Source organism: Stappia sp. ICDLI1TA098 (assembly GCF_054880955.1).
In genome coordinates, this window is record NZ_JBTZBT010000001.1 from 1,935,117 (window position 1) to 1,952,981 (window position 17,865).

The window sequence follows — 17,865 nt, forward strand, 5'->3', positions numbered from 1 at the left end:
CGCCCGGCTCGCCCGGCACAGGACATCGGTAGGCAGGCATCAACCGTCGGTGATGCGCTGCGTGCGGGTGAAAAGCTCGAAGCCGCCGGAGCGGGCGCTTGCGACAAGGGTGAGACCGGCGCGCTCGGCCATGCGCACGGCAAGCGCGGTCGGCGCGGAAACGGCAACGATCGCCGGTGCGCCGAGCACCGAGGCCTTGGCGACGAGCTCGACCGACACGCGGCTGGTCAGCAACAGCAGACCACCGCGACCGCTGCGTCCCTGGCGGGCGAGCGCGCCGACCAGCTTGTCGAGCGCATTGTGCCGGCCGACGTCCTCGCGCAGCGCCACGAGCCCCTCTTCCCGCGTCCAGAAACCGGCGGCGTGAACCGCGCCGGTCTCCGCATGCAGGGCCTGCGCCTCGAACATCGAGGCCTGGGCGGCAAGAATATCGGCGGCGGCGAAGCGCGTGTCATCCAGGACCTGACGCGGCAGGCGCAAGGCCTCCGACAGGCTGTCGACGCCGCAAAGACCGCAGCCGGTCGGGCCGACGATGCGGCGGCGGCGCTCGAGAAAGCGGCCCGAGGCACCCGGCTTCAGCCAGACGCGCAGGTCGATGCCGTCGTCGAAGGCGGTCGGCTCGACGGAGCGGATCTCCTCCGGCGAGGCGATATGCTCCTCCGTCAGGCTGAAGCCGACGGCGAAATCCTCCAGATCGGAGGGGGTGGCCATCATCACCGCCTGGGTGGAGCCGTCATAGGTCAACGCGACGGGCGTTTCCTCGGGAATGGAGCGGCGTGAGGCGCTGGCGCCGCCCTGTTGCCAGCGACGGTTTTCAACCCGCTCGAAGGGCGGCGGGAACGTGGTGATCTCGGGCTCGTCGATACTGCTCATGATGGCCGCGAGTATACCCGGCTCGCTCCGCCGGATCGATGAAAAAGCACGGGAAATCAGCAAAATCCGGGCACTTGCGGGCAAATCGATTCACCTGGCGAACACCCGCCCGCGGCCCCGTGCGGCAAAGGCCTGCGACGCCCGGCGAGAAGCCTCGTGGAGCCAGTCCAAATGTCTCATCTCAGGCGCACCGTGGTGCGAAAATCGAGATCCGCGCCGACGGGCTGGGCGGGCCGGACAACGCGGCGCAATCCTCCCCGACGCCAGTCAACGGCCGTCGCTTGCCCGCAAGCCATTTGAGCGCGAAAGCGACAGGTGGAAAGGGCAGCCTTACGCCCGGTCGCACAGGAAATGACGAAACACTGTCCCTATCCATTGTTTTTTGGTATCATATGGGATTAGCCGGCGCATGAAATATCCTACCGGATCGCTCCTTCCCCTCCCCTTTTCGCCTCGCGGCGAAACCCGGTTCGGGCGTTTCTGCGCGTGACTTCGAAGCGATGACAAGAAGATGATAGACCTGATCGGCGCGCTCGCCCTCCTTCTGTGGGGGCTGCGCATGGTGAAAACCGGCGTGAGCCGGGCGTTCGGCCCGCAGCTCCGCCGCGTGCTGGCGACGGCGACACGAACCCGCGTCGCCGCTTTCGGTTCCGGGCTCATCGCCACGCTGGCGCTCCAGAGCAGCACGGCCATCGCGCTGATGACCGCCTCCTTCGCGGGTATCGGGCTCATCAACTCGATGATGGCGCAAGCGGTGATGCTGGGGGCGAATGTCGGCACAAGCCTCGTCACCCGCCTGCTCGCCCTCGACCTTCACTGGCTGTCGCCGGTGCTGATCGCCGTCGGCTTCCTCGCGTTTTCCTTCAGCAAGAGCAAGCCGAAGAGAGGGCTGGCGCGCGCCGTGCTCGGCCTCGGTCTGATGCTGCTGTCGCTCGATCTTCTCGGCACCGCGACCAAGCCGATGCTCGGCTCGCCGACGTTGCTGGCGCTGATGGCGACGCTCGACGCGGTGCCCGTGGTGGCCGTGGCCATCGCCGCCGTGCTGGCGCTTTCCTGTTCCTCCAGCCTTGCCGTCGTGCTCTTCACCATGGCCCTCGCCGCCGGCGGCGGCGTGAGCCCGCAGACCGGGATCGCCCTGGTGCTCGGCGCCAACCTCGGCGGCGCCGTGCCGCCTGTTCTGGCCACTCTGACCCAGCCGGCGCTGGCCCGTCGGGTGACCATCGGCAACCTGTTGGTCCGCCTTGCCGGCGCGCTTGCGGTGCTGGCCTTCATCCAGCCGGCGACCGCCGCATTTCTCTCTGTCTTCCACAGCGACCCGGCCGCTCTGGTGGTCGATACGCATATCCTCTTCAACGTTTTGCTGTCGCTCGTCATGCTGCCGCTGCTCGGCCCGATGGCAAAGCTGATGCGACAGATGCTGCCGGAAGCGCAGATCGCCGAGACCGGGCCGAAACATCTCGACAAGAGGTTCCTCGACCAGCCGGCGCAGGCGCTTGCCGCGGCCGCGCGCGAGACCTTGCGGATCGGCGACAGGGTGGCGCTGATGCTGGAGCGGAACCTGCAGGCGCTGAAGAAGAACGACGCCTCGCTGTGCGCCGGGATCGGCGGGCTCGACGACGAGGTCGACGAGCTCAACGAGGCCGTGAAGCTCTACCTGTCGAAGCTGAACCGGATGCCGATGCCGGAACGCGAGGCGCGGCGCGCCGACGAGATCATCTCCTATGCGATCAACCTGGAGCACGTCGGCGACATCGTCGATACCAACCTGCGCGACATGATCGAAAAGAAGATCCGCTATCAGCTGACCTTCTCGCCCGAGGGGCAGGAAGAGATCGAGGCGTTCTACAAAATCACGATCGACAATCTGCGGCTGGCCCAGAGTGTGCTGATCTCCGGCGACGAGCAGCTTGCCCGACAGCTCATGGAAGCCAAGACCGACATCCGCGACTATGAGGAGCGCTCGACGTCGAACCATCTGGCGCGGCTGCGCGACGGGCGGGCGGAGAGCGTGCAGACGTCCTCGCTGCATCTCGACATCCTGCGCGACCTGAAGCGCATCAACGCCTATGTGGCGGCGATCGCCTATCCGATCCTCGAGCAGGCCGGCGCACTGCGAAAATCGCGGCTGATCTGAGCGAGTCGCGCGCCGGGCCTGAGCCTGCTTTCACCGCACATGAGAAAGCCGGACGCGACACCACGCCCCCTGACAGCCTATGCGGATCCCTGCGCAGGCAGCGACGCAGACGCGAGGAGCAGAGGCGATGAAAACGAGCAATCAGGCAGTGGCACCGCGCGACTGGGGCGACGGCTGCAAGACATGGGAACTGGCACGCCATCCCGATCTTGCCGTCTTCCACGAGCGGATGCCGCCGGGAACGGCGGAGCGCGCCCATTGGCACGAGACGGCGCGGCAGGTGTTCTTCGTGCTGGAGGGCACGCTTTGGATACAAAGCGGCGACACCCACCAGCGGCTGGAGCGCCACGAGGCGATGGAGATCGCGCCCGGCACGCTTCACGTGGTTTCGAACCGCTCCGACCGGCCGGCCGAATTCCTGGCGATTTCCCATCCGATTCCGCTGGACGACCGCCACTATCCCGACTGATGCCGCGATAAACGCAAACGGGCGGGGAATTCCCCGCCCGTCGCATGTCGAAACAAGACCGACCTCAGCCCTTCGGCATCGTCGCCTGCATGGACGGGCGCTTCTCGAATGCCTCGAACCAGGCGGCCAGCTTCTCGCGGCCGGTGCGCCAGTCCTTGTCCGGGAAGCGGAAGTCGAGATAGCCGAGCGCGCAGGCGGCCGAAATGACGCCCGGCGTCACCGGACCGGAGAGCCGGTCAAGCCAGACATCCAGGAGCGCGTCGAGGCCGCTGTCGATCTTCTCGATCTGGCCATCGTACCAGGCGCCCCAGTAGAGCTCCTTCGGCCGGGCAACGGTCTCGTAACGGGCAAGAAGCGCGGCGTCGAGAATGGCGTCGCCGAGTGCCTCAAGCGTCATGTCGGAAAAGCCGGCGACACCCTGCGGACGCAGGCTCGCGCCCTCGCCCTGCGCGTCGACATAGGCGCAGATCACGCGGCTGTCGTAGAGCGCCTCGCCGCTGTCGAGCAGCATGGTGGGAACCTTGCCCGAGGGATTGCTGCGCACGATGGTCTTGTCGCGGTTGACCGGGCTCGCAGCCGAGGACAGCAGCTCGATCCGGTCCGCGACACCCTTTTCATGGGCGGTGACCACGACCTTGCGGACATAGGGAGACGCAGGCGAAAAATAGAGCTTCATCAGTAGATACTCCGGGTTTGTTGATGCGCCAGCCGGTCACGTTCCGGCCTGGCGCTCCTGGTAGGCGTGGCGCAGAGCGGCGGAGGGATCGTCCTCCAGCCTGTCGGCCAGAAGCTGGCCGGCGTAGATCACATGCTCGCTCATCAGGTTCTGTGCCCTGACGCCGTCGCGGTCGGCCAGCGCCTTGGCGATGCGACGATGGTCGTCGTGAGAGCGATGGATCACTTCGAAATCGTCCCACAGGATGACGCGATCCGACACCAGCGGGACGTTGTGGGACTGGTGCACGAAGCGGCCGAGCCAGCTGTTGCCGGTCGCCTCGATGATGGTCTCGTGGAACTCCACGTTCATGCGACGGTAGCCCGGAAGCATGTCCGGTTCCAGCTTGCCGAGAACCAGAATGCGGTCCCCCTCCTCCACCAGCGCCGCAAGCCGGTCGAGATCCTCGACGCTCATCCCGACCTCGGCCGCGAGCCGGCAGGCAAAGCCCTCGAGATTGGCGCGCACGGCGAAAGCATCGCGAATGTCATCGACGAGGAACAGACGGATGCGGTAGCCGCGATTCGGCTCGTAGTCGATGAGCCCGTCCTGGGCGAGACGCGCCAGCGCGGTGCGCAGAGGCGTCCGCGAGACGCCAAGCGTCTCGGCCAGGTGATCCTGGTGCAGCCGCTCTCCCGGCAGGAAGCGACCTTCCAGAATCATCTCCCGGATCGCGGTGGCGGCGGCGTCGGCGCTGGTCACGTCAACCGGCGGTGATGCGGTGAAGCCCTTGATCTTCATGGGCGAAAGATGGCCAGTTTCTAGCTTCGAGGCAAGCGAAAATCGGATACATTTTGATTGTTGCAGTGCAAAAATCGGCAGTTCCAGCTTGACATACCTCAAAAATGTATCCATTCCTCGGTCAACAACCAGGGAGGTACGTGATGACGCTTACCGCGTTCGTCACCGGCGCCGCAGGCGGTATCGGCCGTGCGGTCGCACGGCGGCTTGCAGCCGACGGTTTCAGGATCATTGCATCGGACATCGACGCCGCTCTGGCGCGAGACGTCGCCGGGTCGTTGCCGGGCAGCGGTCACGCGGGCCTAGCGCTTGACGTGGCGGATGAGGCGGCGGTTGCCGACACCCTTGCCCGCGTCGAGAGCGAGCACGGGCCGATCAACGTGCTCGTCGCCGCCGCAGGCTTGCTCATTCTCGACGAGAACGGCCAGCGCCGCCCGATCATCGAGACAGGCATGAAGGAATGGGACAGGACGCAGCAGGTCAACAGCACCGGCACGTTCCTTCTCGTGCGTGAATACCTGCGGCACAGAACGCAGACCCCCATCGACCACGCACGCTTCATCGCCTTCAGCTCGGTCGCCGCACAGCTCGGCGGCTACCGCTCCAGCGCCGCCTATATCGCCAGCAAGAGCGCGATCAGCGGCCTGGTGAAGGCTGCCGCCCGCGAGGCCGCGGCAATCGGCGTCACCGTCAACGCGGTGGCTCCGGGGCTGATCGACGCGCCGATGCTGCGCCTGTCGCTCGACCCGGCCAACGACGTGGAAATCGCCAAGTCGATCCCGCTCAACCGCATCGGCACGCCCGAGGACGTCGCCGGCGCGGTCGCCTATCTCGCCGGCGCGGATGGTGCCTATGTCACCGGAGCGACCATAGACGTCAACGGCGGATACCGGATGCAGTGATGGTGGAAAAGGCCCTCAACCGACTGTCCTTCGCGCTTGCCTCGGTGGCGGCGCTGGCACTTCTGCTGATGATGCTGCACGTGACGGCCGACGTTGCGGGCAAGTATCTCTTCAACAAGCCGATCCCCGGCACCGCCGAGGTCGTCGCCAGCTACTACATGATCTCCGTCGTGTTCCTGCCGCTGGCCTGGCTGGAGGCAACCAACGGGCCGATCACCGTCGATCTCTTTTACGAACTGAGCCCCGACTGGATGAAGCGCGGCATGCTGGTGCTCGGCACGGTGCTTTCGTTGGTGCTCTACGCCGTGCTTGCCTGGCTTTCCTGGAAGCCGGCCATGCACGCCTGGAACATCGGCGAGATCGTCGAGGGCGCCTGGAAGGTCACGATCTGGCCGACCAAGTTCCTTCTGCCGATCGGCCTCGGCCTTGCCTGCGTCGCGCTGGCACTGCGCCTCGTCCTCATCCTTTCCGGCCGCGACGTGACCGCAGACGGTCCCGCCGCCGACCACGCTGACCCAGCCTGAGGCCTGACCATGGATCGTCTCGATATCGGCTTCATCGGCATCGTCATCACGCTGCTTCTCATCGGCATCCGCATCCCCATCGGCGTTGCCATGGGCGCGGTCGCGATCGCCGGCATCTATGCCATGCTCGGGCTGATGCCGGCCATCGGCATTGCCAAGGCCATCCCCTACGAACTCGTCGGCGACTGGAACCTGTCGGCCGTGCCGATGTTCCTGCTCATGGGCTATGTCGCCTCCGGCGCCGGGCTGACCAGCGGCCTCTTCGCCGCCGCCCGCGTCTTCCTCAACAGGGTTCCAGGCGGGCTGGCCTCGGCCTCCGTCGCCTCGAGCGCGCTGTTTGCCTCCGCCAGCGGCTCCAGCGTCGCCACCGCCGCCGCCTTCTCGCGCATCGCCATTCCGGAGATGCTGAAGGCAGGCTACGCGCCCTCGCTGGCCGCCGGTTCGGTCGCCGCGGCGGGAACGCTCGGCTCGCTTATCCCGCCGAGCGTGCTGCTCATCGTCTTCGGCCTGATGATGGACGTCTCGATCAGCACGCTGTTCGTCGCCGGCCTCATTCCCGGGCTTCTGTCGGGCGTGATGTTCATCGCGCTGATCACCGTGCGCACGACGCTCAACCCCTCGCTCGCGCCGCGGCTCAAGGAGCACTACACGCTTCGCCAGAAGATCGACCTGATCAAGGACGTGTGGCCCCTGCCGGTGCTCATCGCCGGCGTGCTCGGCGGCATCTTCACGGGCATCTTCACGGCCACGGAAGCCGGCGCCATCGGCGCGTTCCTGGCCGCGCTGATCGCGCTCTTCCGCCGCCAGCTCTCGTTCTCCGTGATGCGTACGGCGCTGATCGACACGGCGCTGAGCACCTCCGCGATCTTCATCATCGTCGTCGGCGCGGCCCTCTTTGCCCGCTTCATCGCGCTGTCGACCGTGCCGGTCTGGGTGACGGGCTTCTTCGAGGGCTACAGCGCGTTGTCGGTCATCCTGATGATCGGCGTGCTCTACCTCGTGCTCGGATGCTTCCTGGAAAGCATCTCGATCATGCTGCTGACGCTGCCCGTGCTGGCGCCGCTGCTCGCTCATCTCGGCGTCGACCTGATCTGGTTCGGCATCCTGACGGTGAAGCTGCTGGAAATCGGCCTCGTGACGCCGCCGGTCGGGATGAACGTCTACGTGATCCGCTCGAGTCTCGGCAACGTCATACCGCTCGGCAAGATCTTCGCCGGCGTCTCCTGGTTCATCCTTGCCGATCTGATCACGCTTGCCCTGCTGATCGCCTTCCCCGTGATCAGCCTGTGGCTGCCTGCCTTCATGGCGAACTGAGGCCCCATCGATCCAACGGCCGGTTCGCAAAACAAGATGGCGCCCGCGAGAGGCGCCAAACACTGGGAGTGGGAGAAACATGAAAAAACTGCTGGTTCTTGCCGCACTGACCGCCAGCCTTGCCGCGTCGACGGCCTCGGCCGAGACCTATCAGGCGAGCAACTGGATGACGCCGGTTCATATCCTCAACGAGGAGACCTACCAGAAGTTCGCCAAGGATCTGGCCGCCGACACCGACGGCGCGATCACCTTCGAGGTCTATTCGGGCGGCTCGCTGGTGCCGGCCAAGTCGACCATGCAGGCGATCCGCGATGGCGTCGTCCAGCTTGGCATCGTCTATCCGGGCTACACGCCTTCCGAGCTGCCGCTCAACAACGTGCTCAATGATCTTGTCTTCGTCTCCGACGACGACATCGCCTCGGCGTTCGCCTACACCGAGATGGGCATGACCAACGCCCGGCTGAAGGGTGAGTGGAAGAAGAACGGCGGCATCTTCGCCGGCGGCTATTCCACGCCGGTCTACAACTTCATCTGCGTCAAGCCGATCCGCGCCCTCGCCGATGCCCAGGGCCTGAAGATCCGCACCGCCGGCGGCGCCCAGACCGCCTGGGTGGAAGCCATCGGCGGCGTGCCGGTCTCCGTGCCGATCGGCGACGTCTATTCCGGCCTGAGCCGTGGGTCCATCGACTGCACGATGTCCGATCCGACCAACCTGGACAAGGGCAACAAGTTCTGGGAGGTCGCCAAGTCGGTCACCCGCCTGCCGATGGGCGTGGTCATGGGCGCCAACTACGTCATCAACCCGGACTTCTGGGCCGGCCTGACGCCGGAAGAGCGCCGGGCGATGCTGGACGAGATGGCCAAGGGCGAGGCGCGCGCGCAGGTTTCCTACCACATCGGCGTCAACGCGGCGATCGAGGGCTCCAAGGAGCGCGGCCTCGAGATCATCGAGCCGTCGGCCGACATGACCGAGAAGCTCGCCGCCTTCCAGAGCGGCTTCGTCGATGCGCTGCCGCAGAAGTCCGTCGAGAGCCGCGGCGTCGAGGACCCGACCGACATGGTCAAGGAGTTCCAGGAGCTTCAGACCAAGTGGAAGGGCCTGCTCGAGGGCGTCGACCGCACGGACGCGGACGCACTCGCCAAGGTCCTGCAGGACAACCTCTACTCGAAGATCGACGAGAAGACCTTCGGCCTCGATTGAGCCGTAGGTTGGGGCGGCTCCCCTGGCCGCCCCTGCCCTGTCGAAACTTGCGGCGGGCATTTCGATGCCCGCCGTCCTTAGCGACCTGCCCCAGCCAGAACGGATCCAGACCATGACCGAGAGCCCCATCGCCATCGTCACCGGCGGCGGCGCCGGGATCGGCGCGGCCATCTGCCGGCGCCTTGCCCTGCACGACCAGTCCCGTCGCCATGATGTGATCATCGTCGACCGCGACGGCGAGCGGGCCGAGGCGACCGCAGCCGCCATCATCGCCGAGGGCGGCAAGGCGCGCGCCCGCGCGCTCGACATCACCGACAGCGCTGCGCTTGTCCGCCTGGCCGAAGAGGCCGGTGACGTGCGGCTTCTCGTCAACAACGCCGGCATCTTTGGCGTGAAGGACTTCTTCGACCTCACCGCCGACGACTTCCGCAAGATGTACGAGATCAACCTCGTCGCGCTCTTCGACCTGTCGCGGCTCGTGGCCGAGCGCATGCGCGAGGACGCGGCGATCGTCAACATCGCCTCGCGCGCCATGCTCGGCGCGCGCCACTACGCCCATTACGTCGCCTCCAAGGCGGCCGTCGGCGGGCTGACCCGGGCCATGGCGCTGGAGCTTGCCGAGCGGCAGATCCGCGTCAACGCGGTCGCTCCCGGCGTGATCGAGACGGACATGCTGAAGGCACGCTCCGACACCAACCTCGACGGCCTGCGCGCCCAGCAGCCGAGCGGTCGGCTTGGCCGGCCCGAGGACATCGCCGAGGCGGTCGCCTTCCTGGGATCGCCGGTCGCGGGCTTCATCACCGGACAGGTCCTGCTTGTCGACGGCGGCCGCTCGCTCGGCGGCACAACGGCATTCTGAGAAGGGCGACACCCATGGACACCAACCGCTTTTCCGGCAAGACGGCGATCGTCACCGGCGCCGGCTCCGGCATCGGTCTCGCCATCGCCACCCAAATGTTCGAGCAGGGCGCGACGGTCATCGCCGTCGACCGCAATGCCGCCGGCCTGACCTTGCTGCCCGACGGCGTGGAGAAGGTGAAGGGCAATGTCACCGATCCTCAGCTTGGCGCGCGGCTCGACCAGCAGCTCGGCGCCAGGCCTCTGTCGATCCTCGTCAACAACGCCGGCATTGGCGGCGGCGGACGCGCGGACGAAACCAGCGACGACGACCTGCAGCGCTATTTCGATATCAACGTGCGCTCCGTCTTCCGCCTCAGCGCCTATGCGGTGAAGCGAATGCGCGGGACCGGTGGCGGCGCCATCGTCAACATCGCCTCGATCTATGCGCTGATCGGCGCGACAGGCAGCGCCGCCTACAGTATGAGCAAGGCCGCCGTCGACGGGATGACCCGGCAGATGGCGACCGACTTCGGCCCCGAGGGCATTCGCGTCAACGCCGTCGCTCCGGGGCTGATCGAGACGCCGCTCACCGCCGAGCGTATCCGCACCGAGGCCTGGCGCCACCAGATCTTCATCGAGCAGGCGCCGCTGCGCCGCGTCGGGACGCCTGCGGAGGTGGCCGCGGCGGTCGCCTTCCTCGCCAGCGACGAGGCGCGCTTCATCACCGGCGCAACGCTGCGGGTCGACGGCGGCTGGGCGGTCGGACGCTACCCGCGCCAGCAGTCCACGGTCGGAGAAACCGCATGAGCCGGACAGACCCCGTTCTCGCCGATGCCTATGATCTCGTCGTCGTAGGCTCGGGAGCCGCCGGCATGGCGGCTGCGATCACGGCGAAGCTCGCCGGACTCGATGTCGCCATCCTGGAGAAGGCCGCCCACTACGGCGGCTCCACCGCCGTCTCGGGTGGCGCGATCTGGATCCCCGACAATCCGAAGATGCGCGACGCCGGCATGCAGGACAGCAAGGAGGCGGCGCGCACCTACCTGAAGACCGAGACCGGCAACCGGATGAACGCCGAGCTGGTCGACTCCTTCCTCGACAACGGACCCGAGATGGTCCGCTTCTTCGAGGCCAACACCGCGCTCCAGTTCGAGCACCGCAGCTATTCGCCGGACTATCACCCCGACCAGGACGGCGCGGCGATGGGCGGGCGCGTGCTCGACGCCAAGGACTATGACGGGCGGCGGCTCGGCGCCAACTTCAAGCGGCTGAAGCCGCCGATCGCCGATTTTACCGTCTTTGGCGGCATGATGCTGAACCGCTTCGACATCGGCCACTTCATGAAGATGACGCGTTCGCCGAAATCGGCGATCCACGCGACGAAGCTCATGATGCGCCATGCGCTCGACAGGCTCACCCACCCGCGCGGCACCCGGCTGGTGCTCGGGCAGGCGGTTGCCGGACGGCTGGCCGAAACGGTCTTCGCGCTCGGCATTCCGCTTTTCGTGGAAACGCCCCTCGTCTCGCTCGAGCGCGACGGCGGCCGCGTCAGCGGCGTGAGCGTGCATCACGGCGGCGTCACGCGGAGCGTGCTGGCGCGACGCGGCGTGGTGCTGGCGACCGGCGGCTTTCCGCAGAGCGAGGCGAAGCGCGCCACCTACATGCCGCATGTACAGGCGGGCGCGCGGCACTATTCTATGTCGCCGGCGACAAGCACGGGCGATGCCATCGACGCCAGCCTCGGCGTCGGCGCGGCGCTGGTTTCAACCAACAGCAACGCCGCCTTCTGGGCGCCAGTATCGCTGCTGCCGGGCAAGGAGGGGCCGCGTCCCTTCCCGCATCTCTTCCTCGATCGGGCCAAGCCCGGCGTGATCGCCATCGGCGACGACGGCCGGCGCTTTGCCAACGAGGCGTTGTCCTATCACGACTTCGTCCAGGCAATGCTGAACGCCGGCAAACAGCAGGCCTGGCTGATGTGCGACCATCGGGCGCTGCGCAAATACGGGCTCGGGGCAGTACGCCCCTTCCCCGCGCCCTATCGCGCGCATCTGCGCTCCGGCTACATCACCAGTGGTGCGACGCCGGAGGCCCTGGCAGAAAAGATCGGCGTCCCGCCGGAGGCACTGGCCGACACCATCTCGCGCTTCAACCACGATGCGGAAAACGGCAAGGACCACGACTTCGGCAAGGGCTCGACCGCCTACCAGACCTATCTGGGCGACGCGGAGAATGCACCCAACCCCTGCCTGCATCCGCTCGACACGGGCCCCTATTACGCCATTCGCATCTATCCCGGCGATATCGGCACGAGCATTGGCCTGTCGACCAATGGCAACGGCCAGGTCCTCGACGAGGACGGTGCCACGGTCGAGGGCCTCTATGCCTGCGGCAACGATATGAACTCGATCATGGCCGGCGCCTATCCGGGGGCGGGCATCACGCTCGGCCCGGCGCTGACCTTCGGCTATGTGGTCGGCCGGCACGCGGCCGGCGCGCAGGCGACGGCGGCCAACTGAAACACAACACCCGGCGGCGTGCCGCCGGGTGCCTCCCGGCCGGGCGGCTCATCCTCCAGCCGCCCGGTTCTCCTCTTCAAGGTGTCGGTCGCACGCAGCAAGCACCGCGCCGGCCACCGCAGCGCTTCCTAGAACGAGCCCGGCCCGCGCGCCGCCACCCGTCTCCAGAGCCAGTGCCGCGAGCGGCAGCAGGGTCAGCACCGCCAGATTGTTGAGGCTCTCGGAGAGCGCCAGGGCCGTGCCGCGCAGCCCCGCCGCCCGACCCGCGATGATCGCCGTGCTGGCGGGCGCGGCAACGCCAAGCGCCGCGCCCCATATGGCAAGCAGCAGGACTGCCGCCGGCAGGGACGCGAAGCCGGACAGGAAGGCAAGCGCCGCCGCAGCGGCAACAGCGCTCGCCAGCGCCAGGGTCCCTTCGTTCGAGCGCAAGACACGACCGAGCGGCCCGACAGCGAGATTGCCCACGCCAAGGCCGAGGCCAAAGGCGGCAATGGCCAATCCGACCGAGCCGGTCGACAGACCAAAGCGCCGGCGCAAGACCTCGCCTGCGAGCAGAAACCCGGCGACCGCCGCGCCGTTCCACAATCCCTTGGCCACAAGCGGGCGCAGAAGCGGGCCCCGCAGGCAGGCGCGCCAGACCGTTGCCCGTGCCGGGGCGCTCTCTTGCCCCTCGCACGTCGAACCTGCCTGGCGCACAAGCAGCAGTCCCGCGCAACAGGCGAGCGTGAAGCAGCCGGCGGCGGTCGCCAGGAAGGGCGCGCGCCAGCCGAAGGCCTCTGTCAAAAGCCCCGCGCCGACGGGACCAAGCACGATCCCTGCTGTCATTCCGAGCATGACGCTTCCCATGGCCGCCGCCTGTTTCCCCTCCCCGACCCGCTCGGCGATGAGCGCGAAGGCACTGGGCACCAGCGCAGCCGAGGCAAAGCCGCCAAGAACACGCAGCACAACGGCGGCGGCAAAATGCGGCGCCAGCGTCAGTGCCAGCCCATCGGCGGCCAGCAGCAGCAGCGCGACGACAAGCAGCCGCTCCCGGTTCACCCGGTCGGACAGGCGTCCCAGCAAGGGTGCGGCCGCCGCATAGGCAAATCCGTAGGCGGAAACCAGCATCGCGGCTTGCGCCGTCGACACGCCGAAGGCCGCGCCAAGCGGGCTCAGCATCGCGGAAATCATGAATTCGCTCGCGCCGACGAAGAAGACGGCAAGCGCAAGCAACCCGAGAAGCGGGGAAACGGACATGTGAGGCATCCTTGCGGAGAGATCAAAGACGAGCGCCCGCAGGCGCGCGGAGCGCCTTGCGGGAACCGAGGAGCGTTTGGGGGATTTGCGGGAGACGCTTGAAACGGAGGCGGCGCGCGCGGCGCGGCGCGGCAAACCTTGCGCTCCCGACTTTCGAAAAAATGCAACGGGAAAGACCGGAACGAAACTGCGCCCTGGCGGCGGTTCCAGTAATCCAGAGGTGCCGCAAAGTCTGCCGGCCGTCAAGCCCGGGCGGAATTCGACAGTCCGTTCAGAGCTCAAGTGCATTGAAGCGGCGGACGGACGGCATTATGTTGGCGCAGTTCTCAGGGCGGGGCGAAATTCCCCACCGGCGGTATGCCGCGTCGTGCGGCGAGCCCGCGAGCGCCTTCGACCCGGCACCACGCCGGCCGAGGGGTCAGCAGACCAGGTGCGATGCCTGGGCCGACGGTCACAGTCCGGATGGAAGAGAACCAGCGAACCGGCAGGCTCCAGGCGGAGCCCTCGGCCGGCTCGCGGGTAATCGCCTTGGGTGACCTGACCGCAGACGCGCCCCACCGGGGCCACGACCAGGGTGATCCAATGACAGAACCCCGCTACGCCTTTATCAAGGCCAACTGGCATTCCGACATCGTCGACCGCGCGCTCGAGGGTTTCCTCGAGCTGATCCCCGCCGCACAGGTCGATGTCTTCGACGTGCCCGGAGCCTTCGAGATGCCACTCGTTGCCCGCGACCTCGCGCAGACCGGCCGCTATGCGGCGGTGGCTGCGGCCGCGCTGGTCGTCGACGGCGGCATCTACCGGCATGACTTTGTCGCCAGCGCCGTCGTCGACGGGCTCATGCGCGCCGGCCTCGACACCGGCGTGCCGGTGCTGTCGGTCTCGCTCACGCCGCACCAATATCGCGACGACGAGCACCACAACGCGATCTATCGCACGCATTTCGTCGAGAAAGGCCGCGAGGCCGCACGCGCCGCGCTGCAGATCGGCAAGATCCGGGCCTCGCTCGCCGCCTAGCGGCCACGGCCGGGCCAAGGCGGCAGACGCCGTGGCCCTCCACCGCCATGCGCACAATAAGGAAGGCCGCCGCCCCGGAAGGGACGGCGGCCTTCTTTAATGTCGCGCGTCAGACCGGCGTCAGCCGGCCTTTGCAACCTCGATGGTGACGCTCTCGCCGCCGACCTCATGGGTCGCGGCATGAACGCCGGCGCCACCCTTCGGCGCATCGCAGATCACGAGATCGATCGCCAGTGTGTCCTGCGCGATGCGGGCCTTGTGCTCCTCGACCGCCTCGACAAGCCCCGCAGGGACGCTAAGCGCCAGGCGGATGCGGTCGCTGACGTCGAACCCAGCGTCCTTGCGCGTCTGCTGGATGAGGCGGACGATATCGCGGGCGTAGCCCTCGCGCTCGAGCTCCGGATAAAGGCGCGTGTCCATGACGACCACACCGCGACCGGCGTCGAAGAGACCCGTGTCGGAGCCTTCCGGCGCGGTGACACGCATCGTGTAGTCCTCCGGCGGCAGCTCGATGCCGGCGAGCTCGACCATGCCGTCGTCGCGCAGCGTCCAGTTGCCGGACTTGGAGGCAATCATCACCTCCTTCATCTTCTGTCCCAGACGCTTGCCGATCTGCGGCTTGACGACAAGGCTGTGCTCGCCGACCGAAAGCGGGTCGGACTCGAGCACCAGGTCCTTGACGTTGACCTCCTCGGCGATGAGCGGCGCGTAGTCGCGAAGATCCTCAATGTCGACATGGGCGACGGTCAACGTCTTCAGCGGCAGGCGGGCGCGCAGGCGCTTGGCCTCGCGCAGCGACATGACCGAGGCGCAGATGTCGCGGATCAGGTCCATGCGGCGAACCAGGTCCGGGTCGTGCGGCAGCTTCGTCGCGTCCGGCCAGTCGACGAGATGCACCGACAGCTCACCGGTCAGGCCCTTGTAGATGCGCTCGGCAACGAAGGGCATCATCGGCGCCAACGTGCGCATCAGGTGGGTCAGAACGGTGTAGAGCGTGTCGAGCGCGTCGCGCTTGTCGGCATCGAGCTCCTCCCCCCAGAAGCGCGACCGCGAGCGGCGGATGTACCAGTTGTTGAGCGCGTCGATATAGCCCGGCACATGCGAATAGGCAGCGGGAATGTCGTAAGCGTCGAGCGATCCCTCGATCTTCTCGATCAGTTCGCGGGTCTTGGCCAGGATGTAGCGGTCAAGCAGGTTCTTCTGGTCGAAGCGCACCTCGGCCTTGTACTTGTCCGCGTTGGCGTAGAGCGTGAAGAAGTAATAGGCGCTCCAGATCGGGATGATCGCCTGGCGCAGCGACTGGGCAATGCCGCGCCCGTCCTTGGCGACCGCCAGGTCACCGCCGACGAGCAGCGGCGAGGACAGCATGTACCAGCGCAGCGCGTCGGCGCCGTAGGTGTTGAACACGCCCACGGGGTCGGGATAGTTCATCAGCCGCTTGGACAGCTTCTGCTTGTTCTCGTCGAGCACGACGCCGTGGCAGACCGCGTTGCGGAACGGCGCACGGTCGAAGATCGCCGTCGACAGCACCATCAGCGTGTAGAACCAGCCGCGCGTCTGGGCGACGTATTCGACAATGAAGTCGGCCGGGAAGTTGCGGTCGAACCGCTCCTTGTTCTCGAACGGATAGTGCTCCTGCGCGAAGGGCATGGAGCCGGAATCGAACCACACGTCGAGAACTTCCGGCACGCGGCGCATCATCGACTTGCCGGTCGGGTCGTCCGGGTTGGGGCGCACCAGCTCATCGATCATCGGACGGTGCAGGTTGTCGACCTTGACGCCGAAATCGCGCTCGATCTCCTCGATGGAGCCATACACGTCGGTGCGCGGGTAGTTGGCGTCGTCGCTGATCCATACCGGGATCGGACATCCCCAGAAACGGTTGCGCGAGATGTTCCAGTCGCGGGCATTCTCCAGCCACTTGCCGAACTGGCCGTCGCGCACGTGGGAGGGAACCCAGTCGATCTCCTTGTTGAGCTCGACCATGCGGTCCTTGAACTGGGACACCGCCACGTACCAGGCGTCGATCGCCTTGTAGATCAGCGGCGTGTCCGTGCGCCAGCAGTGCGGATAGTCGTGGAGATAGGTCTCGTGGCGGTAGACGACATCGCGCGCCTTCAGGTCGCGGATGATGTCCTTGTTGGCCTCGATGACGTTCTTGCCGACGTAATCGGTGACCTCGGCGGTAAACTTGCCAGCCTCGTCGACCGGGACCACGAGCGGAATGTTGCGGTCGCGGGCGAGCTCGAAATCCTCCTCACCGAAACCGGGCGCGATATGCACGCAGCCCGTACCGTCGCCCGCCTCGACGAACTCGGCGGCAAGCACCGTGAAGGCGTTCTCGGTGTCGGCGAAATAGGGAAAGAGCGGCTCATAGGCAACGCCTGCAAGCGCCGCGCCCTTGAGACTGTCGACCCTGGTCCATTCACCGAACTCGCGCTCGTAGCGCTCCAGCGCGGCCTCGGCCAGGATGACCCGCTGGCCGTCCTTTTCCAGGACCGCGTAGTCGAGATCGGGAGAGACGGCCAGCGCCAGGTTGGACGGCAGCGTCCAGGGCGTGGTCGTCCAGGCGAGCAGGCGGGTCGGCCGGCTGGCGAAGCGCTCGTCCTTGAGCAGGAAGCCGACGGTCAGAGCCGGGTCCTGGCGCTCGCGGTAGGAGTTGTCGAGGCGGGTCTCGAAATTCGACAGCGGCGTCTGCACGGCCCAGGAATAGGGCACGACGCGATAGCCGCGATAGACCAGTCCCTTGTCCCAGAGGCGCTTGAACCCCCAGATCACGCTCTCCATGAAGGAGAGGTTCATAGTCTTGTAATCGTTATCGAAATCGACCCAGCGCCCCTGCCGGTTGACGTAATAGCGCCACTCGTTGGTAAAGCGCATGACCGAAACGGAGCAATGCTCGTTGAACTTGCCGATACCGTACTCGAGGATCTCGTTGCGGCCCGAGATGCCCAGTTCCTTCTCCGACGTCAGCTCCGCGGGAAGACCGTGACAGTCCCAGCCGAAGCGGCGCACGACGCAGTCGCCGCGCATGGTGCGGTAGCGCGGGATCAGGTCCTTGACGAAGCCGGTCGCCAGATGGCCGTAGTGCGGCAGGCCGTTGGCGAAGGGAGGGCCATCATAAAAGACATATTCGCCAGCGCCGTCCTGGTTGCGCCGGTTCTCGACGGAAGCCTCGAAAATCCGGTTTTCTTCCCAGAACTTGAGGATATCTTCCTCGAGCTTGGGAAAATTGGGGTTTGGATCGATGGCTTCATACATCGCGAAAGTCCCGCTGTGTTGTTGATCGCGGACAGGGCCTTGCCGCCCTCTTCCGTGGATCCCGGCTGGAGGCGCCGGTTGGCATTCGTGGGTTAGCCGACCGGCGCGCAAAAAACAATCAT

At 66.6% G+C, this 17,865-nt stretch carries 15 protein-coding genes and 1 riboswitch; of the genes, 10 read left to right on the forward strand and 5 right to left on the reverse strand.

Annotated features, from left to right (window positions below):
• Window positions 1–39: 39 nt before the first annotated feature.
• Complete coding sequence (fdhD, locus tag ACSLUQ_RS08780; RefSeq protein ID WP_417772637.1) at window positions 40–873, reverse strand: formate dehydrogenase accessory sulfurtransferase FdhD; 834 nt, start codon at window positions 871–873, stop codon at window positions 40–42.
• Window positions 874–1,384: 511 nt separating this feature from the next.
• Between fdhD and ACSLUQ_RS08785 the strand changes: the two genes are divergently transcribed.
• Both ACSLUQ_RS08785 and ACSLUQ_RS08790 read left to right on the forward strand, forming a co-directional pair.
• Entirely contained in the window at window positions 1,385–3,007 is a 1,623-nt protein-coding gene (locus ACSLUQ_RS08785; RefSeq protein WP_417772636.1) for a Na/Pi cotransporter family protein, read from the forward strand.
• Between the two features lie 127 nt (window positions 3,008–3,134).
• Window positions 3,135–3,476, forward strand: a complete 342-nt coding sequence (locus tag ACSLUQ_RS08790; RefSeq protein ID WP_417772635.1) for a cupin domain-containing protein — start codon at window positions 3,135–3,137, stop codon at window positions 3,474–3,476.
• A 64-nt stretch (window positions 3,477–3,540) separates the two neighbouring features.
• Here ACSLUQ_RS08790 and ACSLUQ_RS08795 read toward each other — a convergent pair whose 3' ends face one another.
• Window positions 3,541–4,152, reverse strand: a complete 612-nt coding sequence (locus ACSLUQ_RS08795) for a glutathione S-transferase (RefSeq protein WP_417772634.1) — start codon at window positions 4,150–4,152, stop codon at window positions 3,541–3,543.
• Window positions 4,153–4,188: 36 nt separating this feature from the next.
• Window positions 4,189–4,932, reverse strand: a complete 744-nt coding sequence (locus ACSLUQ_RS08800; RefSeq protein ID WP_417772633.1) for a GntR family transcriptional regulator — start codon at window positions 4,930–4,932, stop codon at window positions 4,189–4,191.
• Window positions 4,933–5,075: 143 nt separating this feature from the next.
• Between ACSLUQ_RS08800 and ACSLUQ_RS08805 the strand changes: the two genes are divergently transcribed.
• The 7 genes from ACSLUQ_RS08805 (at window position 5,076) to ACSLUQ_RS08835 (ending at window position 12,229) form a co-directional block, all read left to right on the forward strand.
• Window positions 5,076–5,834, forward strand: coding sequence for an SDR family NAD(P)-dependent oxidoreductase (locus ACSLUQ_RS08805; protein WP_461808278.1), 759 nt, complete (start codon window positions 5,076–5,078; stop codon window positions 5,832–5,834).
• Window positions 5,834–6,358, forward strand: coding sequence for a TRAP transporter small permease subunit (locus ACSLUQ_RS08810; protein ID WP_417772631.1), 525 nt, complete (start codon window positions 5,834–5,836; stop codon window positions 6,356–6,358). Before ACSLUQ_RS08805 ends, ACSLUQ_RS08810 begins: the two co-directional genes overlap by 1 nt.
• A 9-nt stretch (window positions 6,359–6,367) precedes the next feature.
• Window positions 6,368–7,672 carry a TRAP transporter large permease gene (locus ACSLUQ_RS08815; protein ID WP_461808279.1) on the forward strand — a complete coding sequence of 435 codons (1,305 nt, stop codon included), beginning with the start codon at window positions 6,368–6,370 and terminating at the stop codon, window positions 7,670–7,672.
• A 79-nt stretch (window positions 7,673–7,751) separates the two neighbouring features.
• Window positions 7,752–8,873, forward strand: a complete 1,122-nt coding sequence (locus ACSLUQ_RS08820; protein WP_461808280.1) for a C4-dicarboxylate TRAP transporter substrate-binding protein — start codon at window positions 7,752–7,754, stop codon at window positions 8,871–8,873.
• A 112-nt stretch (window positions 8,874–8,985) separates the two neighbouring features.
• Window positions 8,986–9,732 carry an SDR family NAD(P)-dependent oxidoreductase gene (locus ACSLUQ_RS08825; RefSeq protein WP_461808281.1) on the forward strand — a complete coding sequence of 249 codons (747 nt, stop codon included), beginning with the start codon at window positions 8,986–8,988 and terminating at the stop codon, window positions 9,730–9,732.
• A 14-nt stretch (window positions 9,733–9,746) separates the two neighbouring features.
• Window positions 9,747–10,520: an SDR family NAD(P)-dependent oxidoreductase gene (locus tag ACSLUQ_RS08830; protein ID WP_461808282.1), complete on the forward strand. Its 774-nt coding sequence runs from the start codon at window positions 9,747–9,749 to the stop codon at window positions 10,518–10,520.
• A complete protein-coding gene (locus ACSLUQ_RS08835; protein WP_461808283.1) occupies window positions 10,517–12,229 on the forward strand; it encodes an FAD-dependent oxidoreductase in 1,713 nt (570 codons plus the stop codon). Before ACSLUQ_RS08830 ends, ACSLUQ_RS08835 begins: the two co-directional genes overlap by 4 nt.
• 48 nt (window positions 12,230–12,277) lie before the next feature.
• Here ACSLUQ_RS08835 and ACSLUQ_RS08840 read toward each other — a convergent pair whose 3' ends face one another.
• A complete protein-coding gene (locus tag ACSLUQ_RS08840; RefSeq protein ID WP_461808284.1) occupies window positions 12,278–13,465 on the reverse strand; it encodes an MFS transporter in 1,188 nt (395 codons plus the stop codon).
• A 318-nt stretch (window positions 13,466–13,783) separates the two neighbouring features.
• Window positions 13,784–13,943, forward strand: a riboswitch (FMN riboswitch).
• A 104-nt stretch (window positions 13,944–14,047) separates the two neighbouring features.
• On the opposite strand from ACSLUQ_RS08840, the gene ACSLUQ_RS08845 reads away from it, so the two are divergent.
• A complete protein-coding gene (locus ACSLUQ_RS08845; protein WP_417772624.1) occupies window positions 14,048–14,482 on the forward strand; it encodes a 6,7-dimethyl-8-ribityllumazine synthase in 435 nt (144 codons plus the stop codon).
• Window positions 14,483–14,602: 120 nt separating this feature from the next.
• Here the strand turns inward: ACSLUQ_RS08845 and ileS are convergent, their stop codons facing one another.
• Window positions 14,603–17,743 carry an isoleucine--tRNA ligase gene (gene ileS / locus ACSLUQ_RS08850; protein ID WP_417772623.1) on the reverse strand — a complete coding sequence of 1,047 codons (3,141 nt, stop codon included), beginning with the start codon at window positions 17,741–17,743 and terminating at the stop codon, window positions 14,603–14,605.
• Window positions 17,744–17,865 lie beyond the last annotated feature (122 nt).